This window comes from candidate division TA06 bacterium, from assembly GCA_016235665.1.
Taxonomy (GTDB): Bacteria; Edwardsbacteria; AC1; order AC1; family EtOH8; genus UBA5202.
This window is the reverse complement of sequence record JACRJI010000001.1, coordinates 71,382-85,988: the sequence shown is the minus strand read 5'-3', so window position 1 is coordinate 85,988 and position 14,607 is coordinate 71,382. Positions and strand designations below refer to the sequence as shown.

Here is a 14,607-nt window from a genome sequence, read left to right as displayed (position 1 = left end):
AATGTTTTTATAACAATTCAGCAAATTTTCTATAATTTTACCGGTTTAAAGCGGCTGTTTTTCAGCCGCTTTTTTTATTGCATTTTAAGCAATTTTAATCTTGCAAAATAACAAATTATAGGTTAAACTTAAAATCTATACTAAGTTAATTATCAAGGAGTTAATATAAATGGACTACAAGCAAATGTTCGGTCTTAAGGACCAGCCGTTCTCCAACGCTCCCGACAACCGCTTTTACTACGACAGCCCCCAGCATTCCCGTGCCATACTTAAGCTTAACCATGCGGCGGAGATGATGAAGGGATTGGCGGTGGTACTGGGCGACATCGGGACCGGCAAGACCACCGTCTCCCGCCGCCTGCTGGAGATCCTGCCGGACGACCAGTACGAGACCGCCCTGCTGGTGATCGTACATTCCGAGGTCACCCCGGGCTGGCTGATCAGCAAGATCGCGCTGCAGATGGGGGTGGAGAAGCCGGCCGATTCCAAGGCCGCCCTGGTGGGCCAGCTTTACGAGCAGCTGATGAAGATCTACAACGACGGCCGCAAGGCGGTGGTGATCATCGACGAGGCCAACATGCTCAAGAACAAGGAGATCATGGAGGAGATGCGGGGCCTGCTGAACATGGAGGTCAACGGCAGCATGCTGATAACCTTCCTGCTGTTCGGGCTGCCCGACCTGGAGCAGTGCCTGGCTTTGGACCCGCCCTTGCGGGAGCGGATAGCGGTCAAGCACAAGCTGGAGCCGCTGACCTCGGAATCCACCCGGGGCTACATCCAGTACCGGCTTTCAGTGGTGGGCTGCACCCGGGAGCTGTTCACCGACTCGGCCTACGAGTTCATCCACTTTTACTCCGATGGAAAACCCAGGCTGATAAACACCATCTGCGACAACGCCCTGCTGGAGGCGGCCATGGCCGGAGCCCAGGCGGTGGACGAGACCCTGATAGAAACCGTGGTGGCCGACCTGGGCCTGAAGAGCGAGGCCGCCGGCGCCGACACCAAAGCCAAGACCCCTGTCTTTTAAGCCGTATGACCAACAATCACCCTTACGTTGATCTGCATCTGCACACAGTTGCTTCCGACGGAACCTTCACTCCGGAGTCCCTGATCCGGCATGCCTCGTCGCGCGGGCTTAAGGCCATTGCCGTCACCGACCACGATGCCTGGGAATCCATACGTCCGGCCGCCACCCTGGGCGCCAAGCTGGGCATAGAGGTGATCCCGGGGGTTGAGCTATCCACCTCCATAAATGAAGCCGAGATCCATATCCTGGGTTATTTCATAGATTACCTGGATCCGGATTTTCAGAAGGAAGTGTTGCGTTTCAAGCAGGCCCGGATAGAGCGGGCCCAGAAGATCGTGGAAAAGCTGGCGGTGGCCGGGGTGCGGATAGACATCAAGCATGTACTGGAGATCGCAGGTTCCGGTTCGGTGGGCCGGCCCCACGTGGCCAGAGCCCTGCTGGACGAAGGCTATGTGGGGTCTACTGACGAGGCCTTCAGCCGCTATCTGGGCAACGGGGCCCCGGCCTATGTTCCCAAGAATTTCATGTCGCCCCAGGACGCTTTCGAGCTGATCCACTACGTGCGGGGTCTGGCCTTTTTCGCGCATCCTGGAATAGAGAACCGGGATGACCTGATAGACCAGTTCGTAGTCCAGGGGATGGACGGGCTGGAAGTCTGGCATAGCAAGCACAGCCCGGCCCAAGTGAAGCATTACCTGGAACTGGCCGACAAAAAAGGGATGCTGGTCTCGGGCGGCTCGGATTCCCACGGGGACCAGGACCTGGATTCCATCAAGTACAACATCAAGGTCTCTTATGATGTGGTGGAGAAGATGAAGAACCGGGTCAACGACGTGGCCACCCGCAAATGGATGAACGAAGACGGCGAGTGACCCGCTTGGACAGACAGGAATAACATGATTTACCGGGATCAATACAAAAATAAAAAATCCTGTTTCCCAGGACCAAACCTAAAATAAAGAAATCATGTAAACCCTGTCAAAGTCCCCCGTTGGTTTTCTCCGAGGAGCCGGATTTTAACTGAAGGAGGTTATTATGCTGAGCGATGAACTGCTGAAGCCCCTGCTGGTCCCCAACGACAAGAAGATAGTCCTGATAGTGGCCGACGGCCTGGGCGGACTGCCGATGGAAGCCGGCGGCAAGACCGAACTGGAGACGGCTGTCACTCCAAACATGGACGCGCTGGCGGCCAGGTCATGCCTGGGGCAGACCGTGCCGGTCTCGCTGGGGATAACACCAGGCTCGGGCCCGGCCCACCTGGCATTGTTCGGCTACGATCCCATTAAATACCAGATCGGCCGGGGGGTGCTGGAGGCTTTGGGCATCGGGCTGGAGATGACGCCCAGGGACGTGGCGGCCCGGGCCAACTTTGCCACCGTCAATTCCGACGGGATCATCACCGACCGCCGGGCCGGGCGGATCCCCACCGAGAAGAACATGGAACTGTGCGCCAAACTGCAGACGGCCATAAAAAAGATAGACAACGCGGAGGTGATCATCAAGCACGGCAAGGAGCACCGCTTCGTGGTGCTGTTCCGGGGGAACAACCTTTGCGGCGACCTGGCAGACACCGATCCCCAGCACGAGGGATTGAAAGCCTACCGTTCCCGCTACATGTGTTCCGAGGGCCAGCCCACCGCGCTGATCGTGGACAAGTTCGTGGCCATGGCCAACGAAGTTTTAAAGAACGAGAGCCCGGCCAACACGGTTCTTTTGCGGGGTTTCGCCAAGCACCCCGACATCCCCTCGATGTACGACCGCTTTGGCATCAAGACAGCGGCCATCGCCGCCTATCCCATGTACAAGGGGCTGGCCAAGCTGGTGGGCATGACCGAGCTGGAGACCGGGCCGGCCACCGAGGAGGAATTCAAGACCCTGGATCGGAACTACGACAAATTCGATTTCTTCTACATTCACATCAAGAAGACCGACAGCTACGGCGAGGACGGGAACTTTGCGGCCAAGGTCAAGGTGATAGAGGAGCTGGACGCCGCCCTGCCCCTGGTGACCAAGCTCAACCCGGATGTGCTGGTGATCACCGGGGACCACTCCACCCCGGCCCGGCTGAAGGGACACAGCTGGCACCCCAATCCCTTCCTGCTTTGTTCTCCCTATGTCCGGGCCGAGGGGTTCAGTGCTTTCAGCGAGCAGAACTGCGCCAAGGGCAGCCTGGGCTGTTTCCCGTCGGCCTCGGCCATGCCGCTGATGCTGGCCAATGCGCTGAAGCTGGACAAGTTCGGGGCTTAATTCTTATTCGCCACAGAGACACTAAGACACAGAGGCGGCAATAATCTTAAAATATTCAGAAAGATAGAACTATGGCCAAGCCGATCATCATCCACGCCACCACGCTGTACGACGGGCTGCACAAGCGCAACAACGTCTACCTGGCGGTTGAAGGCGACAAGGTCACCGAGCTCTCCACCAAAAAAGCCAAGGCCGACGCCGAGGGCGTGGTCACCCCGGCCTTCATAGACGCCCACTCGCACCTGGGCATGCACCGGGCCGGCGAGCCCGGCGATGAGGGCGAGTCCAACGACATCCTGGACCAGTTTTTGGCCAACAACGACCCGCTGGACAGCGTCTACTTCGATGACCCGGCCTTTGCCGAGGCGGTGGACTTTGGGGTGCTTTACAGCTGCATCGTGCCGGGGTCCGGCAACCTGGTGGGCGGCCGGGCCATGGTCATCAAGAACTTCGCCGCCAACCGGGGCCAGGCCCTGCTGAAAGAATACGGATTCAAGATGGCCCTGGGCTACAACCCCCGCTCCACCGGGGAGTGGAAAGGGCTGCGTCCCAACACCCGGATGGGCATCTACAGCATGCTGGAGAAGAAGTTCGACCTGGTGCTGGCCAAGAAGCAGAAGGGCGACCTGGCCCGGCAGCGCAAGCTGAAGGAGCTGGACCAGAAGGTGCGGGACAAGGACAGCAAGCTGAGTTCCAGGGACATCGAGGAACAGAAGCAGATGATAGAGCAGGAATTCGTGCTGGAGTTCGACACCGAGGAGAAGGCCCTGCTGGAGCTGCTGCTGGACAAGAAGACCGCCAAGGTCCACGTCCACAAAGAGGACGACGTGCTGTACCTGATCGAACTGGTGAAGAAATACAAGCTGACGGTGACCGCCGACCACCTGGGCGACGTCCACCACAAGGAGATCTTCGACCAGCTGGCGGACAACAACATCCCCATCGTCTACGGGCCGTTGGGCAGCCTGCCCTACAAAGTGGAACTGCGCAACGAGCACTACCGCAACGCCGAACTGCTGATGAGATCGAAGGCCTTTTACGGCCTGATGACCGACCATCCGGTGATCATGACCCCGGCCCTGCGCGACAGCCTGAAGTACTTTTTGATCCAGGGGATGAAGGAGGAGGAGGCCGTGGGGATGATCACCTTGAAGAACGCCAAGATACTGGGCATCGACGACAAGCTGGGTTCCATCGAGACCGGCAAGCTGGCCAGCCTGGTGGTCTGGGACAGGGACCCCCTGCACCTGGGGGCCTTCCCGCGGCTGGTGATGGCCGAGGGCAAGGTCATCAGGAAACAGAAATAGGCACTATCCGCAGATTACGCAGATTTTTTATCCTTTTATGACAAATATCCTCATAATCTACGACTCCTACACCGGCAACACCGGGAAGCTGGCCCAGGCCGTGGCCGATGGCGCCAGGCTGGTAAAAGGAACAGCGGTCACGGTCAAGAAAGCGGACCAGGTCAAGTTAGCTGACATGCTGGCCGCCGACGGGATCATCATCGGCTCGCCCGCCTACTACGGGCTAATGACGGCCAAGCTGAAAAGGCTGATGGATTCGACATTCAAGATCCACGGGAAGCTGGAAGGCAAGGCCGGGGCGGCCTTCACCACCGCCGGCAGCACCGCCACCGGGGCCGAGACCACGCTGATCTCCATTCTCACGGCAATGCTGATCCACGGGATGGTGGTACAGGGCCGGGCCAGCGAGAAGCACTTCGGGGCGGCCTGCGTGGACCTGCCGGATGCCAAGGCGATCAAGTTCGGAATGGAGCTGGGCAAGAGAACGGCGGAGCTGGCCGGAAAACTGAAAAACAAAAAATAAAAGATAAAAAATCTGAAAAACTAATGAGCAACAACCGAGCCATCATCAGTGTCTTCGACAAGACCGGCATCACTGAATTTGCCAAGGGCCTCTCCCAGGCCGGGTACGAGATAGTCTCCAGCGGCGGCACCGCCAAGTACCTCCGTGAACAGGGCCTGACCGTTACCGACGTCTCCGACGTCACCAAATTTCCCGAGATGCTGGACGGCCGGGTCAAGACCCTCCATCCCCGGATCCACGCCGGGATCCTGGTCCGCCGGGACGTCCCGGAACACCTGGCCAAGCGCAAGGAACACGACATCCTGCCGGTGGATATCGTCTGCGTCAACCTCTATCCTTTCGAGGCCACCGTGGCCAAGCCTAACGTCACCGACGAGGAGGCCATCGAGAACATAGACATCGGTGGACCCTCGCTGATCAGGGCCGCGGCCAAGAACCACCACGACGTGGCTGTGGTCACTTCGCCGGACCAGTACCAGACCATAATCTCAGAACTGGAAAAATCCGGGCAGGTCTCTTACGAAACTAAACGGGAGCTGGCCCAAAAGGCCTTTGCCCTGACCGCGGGTTACGATGCGGCCATCAACGGTTATTTTCTTAAATCTGGGACGATTCATGAATCGCCCCTACAGGAATTGCCGCAAAATATTTCTCTCAACCTGAAAAAATCCCTGCCCCTGCGCTACGGCGAGAATCCCCACCAGCCGGCCGGGTTCTATCTGCCGGCCGGGGCTGAGCCTGCCTTTGAGCAGATCCACGGCAAGGAGATATCCTACAACAACATCCTGGACATGGGGGCATCGTGGGAACTGGTATCCGAATTCTCCGAACCCTGCTGTGTGATCATAAAGCACACCAATCCCTGCGGATGCGCCTGCGCCAAGGAACTGAAAGCCGCCTACTTGCTGGCCCGGGACGGGGAACTGCCCCCGGCGCCCATCTCCCGCTTCGGGGGGATCATCGCGGTCAACCGTCCGCTGGATGTAGAAGCCGCCGAAGAGATCACCGGCCCCAACAGTTTTTACGAGGTAATAGCCGCCCCGGATTTCCTGCCGGGGGTCAAAGAGATCTTTGCCAACCGCAAGGGTTGGGGGCCGAACGTCCGGCTGGTCAGGATAACAAAAAAGCCCGAAAACCAATATCTGCTGCGCTCGGCCTGGGGTGGGGCGCTGGCCCAAGCTCCCGATGCCGCGACTTTTGATGAATCCAAGTTATCGCAGGCCACAGCCAACAAGCCAACAGCGGCCCAGATGGAAGACCTTATCTTTGCATTCAAAATAGTCAAGCACGTCAAGTCCAACGCCATCGTCATCGCCAGGGACAAACAGCTGATAGGCATGGGGGCCGGGCAGCCCAACCGGCTGGCCTCGGTGCGGCTGGCCCTGCAGCAAGCCGGTGGCAGGGCCAAGGGAGCGGCACTGGCCTCGGACGGGTTCTTCCCCTTTGCCGACAACATCGAAGAGGCCGCAGCCGGCGGCATCACCGCCATCATCCAGCCCGGAGGCTCGGTCAAGGACGGCGACGTGGCCGCCAGGGCCTCGGAGCTCAAGCTGTCCATGGTGCTTACGGGCATCCGGCATTTCAAACACTAGGTTTTTCTATAAGGAAATCCTGCCTTCGCTTTAGTTACGGCGGGCAGGCATGAAACCATGAATATTTCCGGCTCGCCATAGATTTGTAATGTTTCCTTGATTTTCTGGGTTCATTATTAAAAAGGGATAGAGATAAAATCATGGCTAACATATCACCGATGCTGATGACCCGGCTGGTGGGGCAGTTGACAGGGGCCCTGCGTAACCTGAAGATGTATCCGTCCAGCCACCCGACATCCCAAAAGCTGTTTGAAGCCAGCCTGATGCTGATCAAGGAAGCGATGGGGACCGAAAGCTTCCTGAGTTTCAGCCTGGCCGGCAACATTTTGTTGATGAACGATAAACCGGTGCCAGACTCCCGCAAGGAAGTGTTCGCCAATTTTATTTCCGAACTAGGGAAGCGCAGCGTGGGCCAGCTGACCTTCAAGCAGGGTATAGACCGCGACCAGATTCAGGTATTCTTTGAGACCATGGCCATGGACGTGGAGCAGGTCAAAGCCAAGGGGGGACTAGCGGCGGCCCTGGCCCTAAAGGGCATCACCAACATAGTGGCTTCGGGAATATCATACGGCGGCCAGGGCGGCGGCAGCGGTTCCATAGCAGGGGCCTCGGTGGAGAACCTGCTGCCCGACCAGGTGGTGGCCATGCTCAAGAGCGATCCCTCGATGGTGACCGAGATGCTGATCAAAGGCGCTCTGGCCCTGGCCGATACCGAGCAGGGCCAGCAAAAGCTGGTGAGCGACCTGGACCGGCTGGAGATGCTGGCCAAGTCCCAGGGCGGTGGAGAATACGCCGCAATGATGGCAGGCGTCATCAACGGCCTAGACCAGCGCAGCAGCCAGATGGTGGCCCAGGTAAAGCTGGACAATCCCGAATGGTCCGATGTGGTGCGGGAACTGCTGACCAAGTATTCCAACGAGGACCTGGCCAAGATGATAATCAACAAGGCCGAGGTGCTGGCCCTGGAGACTAAGAACGACACGGTGGTGCTGGCGGAAAAGCTGCGGGGGATGGTGGCCTCGATTCCGGCTGACAACACCCGCAAGCAGTCCCTGTATCCTTTGGTTCAGCCCAAGCTGCAATATTACGGGTTGAACGACGAGGATTGCGCCTTTGTCTTCGGGCAAATTACATCCACCCAGCCGGTGCTGGAAAGATACTTGTCCGGCCTGAAAGAACGCCCGGCAGCCGAGATGACCTCGGAGGCCGAGATCAAGGCCCTGCGTTGGATCATCAGGCGCGATGAGAACTGCAAGCCGGCCCTGGAGGGCTTTTTGAGGCTGCTGGCCGACTCCGGCCCCGGCGTCCGGGAAACAGCCCTTTCCCAGCTGCTGCTGCTGAATGACGATCTGCTGACCATCGAGCGCTTCGACCTGGCTGAGCTGGTGATAGACAGCATCACCCTGAGACTACGCCAGGAAAGTGACGAGCGGATATATCGCCAGGGCATAGACATGATCCAGCAGATTGCAGAAGACCTTAGGAACAAACAGCGACTGGCCCTGGTCACCCGCATCAGCAAGGACATCTCGGACATCATGCTTTTGATGGCCGACAAACCGGTGGCCAAGGACATGATCAAGGTGCTGAGCCTGATCGGCGACGAGTCCGCCATCCGTTCCCTGATCCTGGGCCTGTTAAAAGATCCGATCCTGGAACCGGCGGCCGAAGCCCTGGCCCAAATCAAGGACAAGGCCCTGCCCTACCTGCTGGAGACGGTTAAGGAGAGCGAGGACAGCAATATGCGTTTCAAGTGCATGTATGTCCTCAACAAGATCGGGGCCGGGGTCGAGGACATGGCCATCAAGGCCCTTTCGGACGACCGCTGGTTTGTGCGGCGGAATATGTGCGTGCTGCTTTCGCTGATGGGCGGAGAGAACTCCCTGAGCCCGCTGGGGGCTGTGCTGGAGGACAAGGATGCCCGGATCAGGCTGGAAGCCCTTAAGGCACTTTATAAATTGGGCGGTCAGAATTCCGAAGCCTGGCTGATCAGGGCCATGGGTGACAAGGATCTTGATGTGAAAAAACAAGCCATCGAATTCGCCGGCAAGGCCGGCACCGAGGCCTCGGTGGACGCACTGACCGAGCTGTATTACAAAAAGGACCTGCTGGGCCGGGGTGAACCGCCGGACATAAAAAAACAAATCATAACATCTCTGGGAACGTTGGGCACCAAGACAGCGGCCTCGGTATTGATGAAGATAGCCAAGGATAAGGATGCCGAACTGGCTCAGGCCGCCCAGCCGGCCCTGGCCGGAGTCCTGAAGAAAATAAAAGAGCAAGAACAGAATAAACAGGCATGATATTTTGGACAGAATAAACATCATAGATTTCGGGTCGCAGTATACCCAGCTGATCGCCCGCAAGGTCAGGGAACAGAAGGTCTACTGCCAGATCATTCCCTGCACCGCCGGAAAAAAGAAGATCCTGGAAGGAGATCCCAAGGGGCTGATTCTCTCTGGCGGGCCGTCCAGCGTCTACGACCAGAACGCCCCCCGGATAGACCCGGAGATATTCGACTCCGCCATCCCCATCCTGGGGATCTGCTACGGCATGCAATTGACCTCCTTGCTGCTGGGCGGCAAGATACATCGCAGCCGGGAGCGGGAGTATGGACAGGCGACACTACGCCTGAATTCAGAATTCAGAATTCAAAATTCAAAATTGTTTCAGGGGGTGCCGTCCCAGAGCCAGGTCTGGATGAGTCACGGGGACAGCGTCCAGACGCCTCCTAAAGGCTTCGCGGCCTTGGCCTCCACTGCTAACTGCCGGATAGCGGCCATGGCAGATGTCAAACGGAACATTTACGGCCTCCAGTTCCATCCCGAGGTCAACCATACAGTTCAGGGACAAAAGATCATCTCCAACTTCCTGTTCCAGGTCTGCCGCTGTCAGGGCGACTGGACCATGGACTCCATCATAGAGCAATCGGTGAAGGACATCCGGGAGAAGGCGGGAAGATCTAAGATCGTGCTGGGCCTTTCCGGCGGGGTGGATTCCTCGGTGGCGGCGGTGCTGATCTCCAGGGCGGTGGGAAAGCAGCTGCATTGCATCTTTGTGGACAACGGCCTGTTAAGGCTGAACGAGCGGGCCGAGGTGGAGCGGGTCTTTAAAAAGCAGTTCAAGATCCCCCTGGTGACGGTGGACGCCGCGGCCAGGTTCTACAAAAAACTTAAAGGGGTGGAGGACCCGGAAAAGAAGAGAAAGATCATCGGCAGGGAGTTCATCGAGGTCTTTGCCGGGGCCGCCAAAAAGATAGGCGGGGTGGGATTCCTGGCCCAGGGCACCATCTATCCCGACGTCATAGAATCCGTTTCCTTCAAGGGGCCGTCGGCCACCATCAAAAGCCACCACAACGTGGGCGGGCTTCCCAAAAACATGCGGAAGCTTAAACTGGTGGAGCCGCTCCGGGAGCTGTTCAAGGACGAGGTCCGCCAGCTGGGCCTGTCGCTGGGCCTGCCCAGGGAAATGGTGATGCGCCATCCCTTCCCCGGACCGGGCCTGGCGGTGAGAGTTTTGGGCGAAGTGACCAGGGAGCGCTGCGACATTCTAAGGACCGCCGACAGGATATTCATAGACGAGCTTCGGGCCGCAGGCTGGTACCAAAAGACCTCGCAGGCCTTTGCGGTGCTGCTGCCGGTGAAGGCGGTGGGGGTGATGGGCGACGAGCGGACCTACCAGAACGTGCTGGCCCTAAGGGCCGTCAACACCACCGACTTCATGACCGCCGAGTGGACCAGATTGCCGGAAGATCTTCTGTCGAAAGTCTCCAGCCGGATAGTCAACGAGGTCAAAGGAATCAACCGGGTGGTCTACGACATCTCCAACAAGCCGCCGGCCACCATCGAATGGGAATGAGAATAAAATTTTTCCCTTTTCCCGCGCTTGCGCGCCACCTCTTTCATCGGTGTAAACTCCGCGCTTCAGCGCGCAGGCGCGAAAAACACGAAAATAACGAAATCATTTTTTCTGGATAAGGTAAACATATTCGGGCCATTTCAAGGGCATTCATGACCGGTGAAACAAAAGGCGGACAATCATTGAACAGGAGCACAGTATGGTCGAAGATTTTGTGGACCAGGGGCTAAAGCTGGAGAAGCACGGACACCTGGACCAGGCCCTCAACAATTACAATCAGGCTCTGGAGGCCGATCCCAACAATGCCGACGCCTGGTTCTACCGGGGCCGGATCCTGAGCCGGACCGACCAGTTCGAGGACGCCATCCAGGCCTACGACAACGCCATCCTGATCAAGCCCGATTACGCCAAGGCCTGGTGCAACAAGGGCATTGTGCTGGGGGTGCTGGACCGCGATGAAGAGGCACTGCAGGCCCTGGACCAGTCCATCAAGCTGGCCCCGGACTTCATGGAGGCCTGGTACAACCGGGGGCTGGCCCTGCGCGATCTGGGCCGTTATGAGGAGGCTCTGGCCGATTTTGACCAGGCCATCAAGATCAAGCCGGACAACAACGACGCCTGGTTTTCCAAGGGCCTGACCTACAAGATCATGGGCCGGTATGACGAGTCCCTGGCGGCCATGGCCAAGGCTTTGGAATTGTATTCCGACGACGGCGAGGTCTCGCTGGAGAAGGCCAAGGTCCACCTGCTTAAGAACCAGGCCAAGGAGGCGCTGAGCTCCATCGCCAGGGCCATAGAGGCCGACGATGATCTGAAGGAAACCGCCAAGAGCGACGAGGAACTGCAGACCCTGTGGGAGAGCGCGGAGTTTAAAAAGCTGGTTTCATAATTTCATCAGGAGGAAAAGACAATGAAAAAGGTGGTTTTCTCTCTGTTAGTATTACTGCCGATAGCTGCTTGGGCCAGTGATGCAAATATGTATTTTCAAATCATGTCCATGAATCTTTCTCTGGACAGTGTTGGGACAAATGTTGAGGAAATATCAGCAGCGATAAAAAAGGACTCTAAAAACGAATTATTATATTATCAAAGGGGATTGGTATATACAAAGAAACGGTATTATGAAAAGGCCATAAAAGATTTCAGTAAAATTATCGATTGGGATGAAACGAATAAATGGTATTTATATCAGAGAGGATATGTATATTTTCTTAATAATGATTTAGACCGGGCAATAAATGATTGGAATAACGCATTAGAACTTGATTCAAGCTTCATTCCAGTATATTTAATGAGGGGTTCGGCATATGGTTTTCAGGGGAAAAGTAATTTAGGGGAGAAAGATTTTAGAAAAGCATACTCTTATACTGCAATTAAAGCTGACCAATATTTTTATCATGGATTATCCAGTAAATTATTAAATAAAGATCTTGAGGCAGAGAGTGATTTAAACAAGGCTTTGCAACTGGATAGTACCTTTTACCGGGTATATTTGATTAGAGCAAAGACATATTCAAAGATGTTAGAATATGATCTGGCCATGAAAGATATGAGTGCGTATATTTTGAAAGACTCATTATCATGGATCCCTTATTTGTACTGCGGAACAATAAATGCAGAATTCGAAAAATATGAACAGGCAATTCGTGAATTTTCAAAAGCTATCGATTTAGCCCCTGATGTAGGCTGGATAAAGATTAAAAGAGTTGAATTGTATAATAGAACGAAACAGTACCAAAAGACGATTGATGAATGCACGGCAATAGTTTCGGACACCAAAAACCAGGGAATATATGGCTCTGCATTTTTCTTAAGGGGTATTGCTTATGATGCAATAGGAAAAGGGAACTATGCTTTGAGCGATTTCATAAATGCAGGGCGATGGGGTGTTTCCTTAAAATGAACATTGCAGGCATTAACTATCATCAATATTTTCTTAAGGTTTAACTGGGAGTTATAAGATGTCTATAATTAAGAAACCGGCCAAGAAAAAAACGGGCAAGGAGGCTGTGAAGCAGAAAAAGTCTGCAGCCCCCAAAAAGGTCAACAAGGTGAAAAAGACGAAAGTGGTCAAGAGAACTGCTGCGGGAAAGAAGGGCAGGGAGGCGTCTAAAAGGATAAAGATATTAAAAGGGGTACGGGGTAAAAAGGTTGCGGCAGGGAAAGTGAGAATTCCCAAGGACCTGCTGATCCTGGTGCTCAATCCCGGCTCCACCTCCACCAAGGTGGCGGTCTATAAAGGGGCGAAACCTCTGGTCTCCGAGTCCATAGACCACAACAAGGCCGAGATCGAAAGATACGCCAGGATAGTGGACCAGTATCCCATGCGCAAGCAGGTGGTGCTTGACTTTTTGTCAAGGAACAAGATTGACCCAAAATCCCTGGCGGCGGTGGTGGACCGGGGCGGGCTGCTTAAGCCCATTTCCTCCGGCACTTACGTCATCAATGACGCCATGCTCAGCGACCTGCGCGAAGCCAAGCGCGGCGAGCACATCTCCAACGTGGGGGCCTTCATCGCCAAGGAGATCGCCGATCAGTCAGGCGCCCAGGCCTTCATCGTGGACGCGGTCTCGGTGGACGAATTTTCTCCGCTGGCCCGGATCTCGGGGCTGGCCGAGATCGAGCGCAAGTCCCTGCTGCACGCCCTTAACATGAGGATGGCCGCCCTGCAGGCCTGCCAGGAACTGAACAAAAAGCTGGAACAGGTCAACCTGATCGTGGCCCACCTGGGCGGCGGCATCTCCATCTCGCCGGTGGACCACGGCAAATTCGTGGATGTCAACAATGCCAACGAGGGCGGGCCTTTCTCTCCGGAGCGGGCCGGGGGCGTGCCCACCGGGGCCCTGGTCAAGATGTGCTTCTCCGGCAAATACACCGCCGACGAGATCAAGAAAAAGCTGACCCGCAGCGGCGGGCTGTCGGCCTACACCGACACCAACCGGGCCAACGAGGTCAAGGACCGGGTGCTGAAAGGCGACAAGCAGGCCGAGGAGATATTCCGGGCCATGGCCTACCAGATAGCCAAGGAGATCGGGGCCTGCGCCACGGTGCTTAAGGGCAAAGTGGACGCCATAGTGGTCACCGGGGGCGTGGCCCACAACCAGATCTTCACCGACTGGATAAAAGAGCGGACGGCCTTCATCACGCCCAAGTATTTCGTTTATCCCGGCGAGGACGAGATGCCGGCATTGGCAGCCGGAGCGCTGAGGGTGCTTAAGGGCGAGGAGAAAGCCAGGGAATATTGAGCACCTTCAATTTTAAAAAGTGCACCGTGCGGGGAATGGAATATGCCCTGATAGAGTCGGATGGAATGGTCATCGACAAGGTGCAGGATGGTCTGGACCTGATGGCCAATGCAGACATCGGCAAAATAATTCTGCGGGACCATCAGATCAATCCGGATTTCTTCCGTTTAAGGACAGGCTTTGCAGGAGAGCTGCTGCAGAAATTCATGAATTACGGGGTCAGCCTGGCGGTGATCGGGGATTTTTCCAAGTACCCGGGAGATACCCTCATTGATTTCATCCGCGAGAGCAACAAGAACGGCCGTATAGTATTTGCAGCTTCATAGGATGAAGCGTTGAATCTCTGGAACCGGGAAGGTTAGGAAAACATACAACACAGTTTTACCATACAACAAGGACATGCATGATGGCCCACGAGATTGTCATTGACCAGGAAAAGGGGATAATCAGGATCGTCCACAAGGACATAGTGCTTAACCACGAAATGTGGGGAACCAGCCACGCCTTATTGGGAAAACTGGAGGGAGGGAGACCGCCCAGGATACTGGCCGACCTGCGGGGAGCGGTCTTAAAGATCGATGATTGGGAGAAACAGGAATTTGCCATGGCCCACCAGGGAGTATTCATGGCCGGGGCCAGGATCGCGCTTCTGATAGGGGAGGACGACCCCCACAAAACGGAGTTTGCGTTCTTTGCAAAGTTGTTCAGCCGGGGCGGGGTCAGCATAAAGGTGTTTAGCAGCGAATATGCGGCGGAAGGCTGGCTGACGGAGTGAATAGAAGAAAATCTTTTCCCTTCCTGATAAAGC

Annotated in this window: 13 protein-coding genes; all 13 read left to right on the top strand. The window is 56.0% G+C overall.

The genetic code is table 11. The annotated features are described in order from the left end of the window. The first annotated feature begins 169 nt into the window (after positions 1-169). Positions 170-1,027 carry an AAA family ATPase gene (locus HZA73_00405; protein MBI5804486.1) on the top strand — a complete coding sequence of 286 codons (858 nt, stop codon included), beginning with the start codon at positions 170-172 and terminating at the stop codon, positions 1,025-1,027. A gap of 5 nt (positions 1,028-1,032) precedes the next feature. Further along, positions 1,033-1,899 carry a PHP domain-containing protein gene (locus HZA73_00400; protein ID MBI5804485.1) on the top strand — a complete coding sequence of 289 codons (867 nt, stop codon included), beginning with the start codon at positions 1,033-1,035 and terminating at the stop codon, positions 1,897-1,899. A 163-nt stretch (positions 1,900-2,062) separates the two neighbouring features. Continuing rightward, positions 2,063-3,274 carry a 2,3-bisphosphoglycerate-independent phosphoglycerate mutase gene (locus HZA73_00395; protein ID MBI5804484.1) on the top strand — a complete coding sequence of 404 codons (1,212 nt, stop codon included), beginning with the start codon at positions 2,063-2,065 and terminating at the stop codon, positions 3,272-3,274. Between the two features lie 71 nt (positions 3,275-3,345). Further along, the gene (locus HZA73_00390; protein ID MBI5804483.1) at positions 3,346-4,581 is read left to right on the top strand and encodes an amidohydrolase family protein; all 1,236 of its coding nucleotides are present in this window, start codon (positions 3,346-3,348) and stop codon (positions 4,579-4,581) included. A 37-nt stretch (positions 4,582-4,618) separates the two neighbouring features. Further along, complete coding sequence (locus tag HZA73_00385; protein ID MBI5804482.1) at positions 4,619-5,104, top strand: NAD(P)H-dependent oxidoreductase; 486 nt, start codon at positions 4,619-4,621, stop codon at positions 5,102-5,104. 23 nt (positions 5,105-5,127) lie between these two features. Continuing rightward, positions 5,128-6,696 (top strand): bifunctional phosphoribosylaminoimidazolecarboxamide formyltransferase/IMP cyclohydrolase, encoded by a 1,569-nt coding sequence (purH, locus tag HZA73_00380; protein ID MBI5804481.1) that lies wholly within the window; start codon positions 5,128-5,130, stop codon positions 6,694-6,696. A gap of 140 nt (positions 6,697-6,836) precedes the next feature. Then, positions 6,837-8,999 (top strand): HEAT repeat domain-containing protein, encoded by a 2,163-nt coding sequence (locus HZA73_00375; GenBank protein ID MBI5804480.1) that lies wholly within the window; start codon positions 6,837-6,839, stop codon positions 8,997-8,999. A 4-nt stretch (positions 9,000-9,003) separates the two neighbouring features. After that, positions 9,004-10,554, top strand: coding sequence for a glutamine-hydrolyzing GMP synthase (guaA, locus tag HZA73_00370; GenBank protein ID MBI5804479.1), 1,551 nt, complete (start codon positions 9,004-9,006; stop codon positions 10,552-10,554). Positions 10,555-10,753: 199 nt separating this feature from the next. Continuing rightward, positions 10,754-11,443 (top strand): tetratricopeptide repeat protein, encoded by a 690-nt coding sequence (locus HZA73_00365; protein ID MBI5804478.1) that lies wholly within the window; start codon positions 10,754-10,756, stop codon positions 11,441-11,443. 21 nt (positions 11,444-11,464) lie between these two features. Next, positions 11,465-12,457 carry a tetratricopeptide repeat protein gene (locus HZA73_00360; GenBank protein ID MBI5804477.1) on the top strand — a complete coding sequence of 331 codons (993 nt, stop codon included), beginning with the start codon at positions 11,465-11,467 and terminating at the stop codon, positions 12,455-12,457. A 58-nt stretch (positions 12,458-12,515) separates the two neighbouring features. Further along, positions 12,516-13,799, top strand: a complete 1,284-nt coding sequence (gene buk, locus HZA73_00355; protein MBI5804476.1) for a butyrate kinase — start codon at positions 12,516-12,518, stop codon at positions 13,797-13,799. 35 nt (positions 13,800-13,834) lie between these two features. Further along, entirely contained in the window at positions 13,835-14,125 is a 291-nt protein-coding gene (locus HZA73_00350; GenBank protein ID MBI5804475.1) for a DUF4180 domain-containing protein, read from the top strand. 80 nt (positions 14,126-14,205) lie between these two features. Further along, positions 14,206-14,574, top strand: coding sequence for a hypothetical protein (locus HZA73_00345; GenBank protein MBI5804474.1), 369 nt, complete (start codon positions 14,206-14,208; stop codon positions 14,572-14,574). Positions 14,575-14,607: the final 33 nt, after the last annotated feature.

Excerpts from the sequence above, each read along its gene's own strand:
- HZA73_00405 (MBI5804486.1), top strand. The coding sequence starts at position 170 with ATGGACTACAAGCAAATGTTCGGTCTTAAGGACCAGCCGTTCTCCAAC.
- purH (MBI5804481.1), top strand. The coding sequence starts at position 5,128 with ATGAGCAACAACCGAGCCATCATCAGTGTCTTCGACAAGACCGGCATC.
- HZA73_00385 (MBI5804482.1), top strand. The coding sequence starts at position 4,619 with ATGACAAATATCCTCATAATCTACGACTCCTACACCGGCAACACCGGG.
- HZA73_00400 (MBI5804485.1), top strand. The coding sequence starts at position 1,033 with ATGACCAACAATCACCCTTACGTTGATCTGCATCTGCACACAGTTGCT.
- HZA73_00390 (MBI5804483.1), top strand. The coding sequence starts at position 3,346 with ATGGCCAAGCCGATCATCATCCACGCCACCACGCTGTACGACGGGCTG.
- HZA73_00395 (MBI5804484.1), top strand. The coding sequence starts at position 2,063 with ATGCTGAGCGATGAACTGCTGAAGCCCCTGCTGGTCCCCAACGACAAG.
- buk (MBI5804476.1), top strand. The coding sequence starts at position 12,516 with ATGTCTATAATTAAGAAACCGGCCAAGAAAAAAACGGGCAAGGAGGCT.
- HZA73_00360 (MBI5804477.1), top strand. The coding sequence starts at position 11,465 with ATGAAAAAGGTGGTTTTCTCTCTGTTAGTATTACTGCCGATAGCTGCT.
- HZA73_00365 (MBI5804478.1), top strand. The coding sequence starts at position 10,754 with ATGGTCGAAGATTTTGTGGACCAGGGGCTAAAGCTGGAGAAGCACGGA.
- HZA73_00375 (MBI5804480.1), top strand. The coding sequence starts at position 6,837 with ATGGCTAACATATCACCGATGCTGATGACCCGGCTGGTGGGGCAGTTG.
- HZA73_00345 (MBI5804474.1), top strand. The coding sequence starts at position 14,206 with ATGGCCCACGAGATTGTCATTGACCAGGAAAAGGGGATAATCAGGATC.
- HZA73_00350 (MBI5804475.1), top strand. The coding sequence starts at position 13,835 with ATGGAATATGCCCTGATAGAGTCGGATGGAATGGTCATCGACAAGGTG.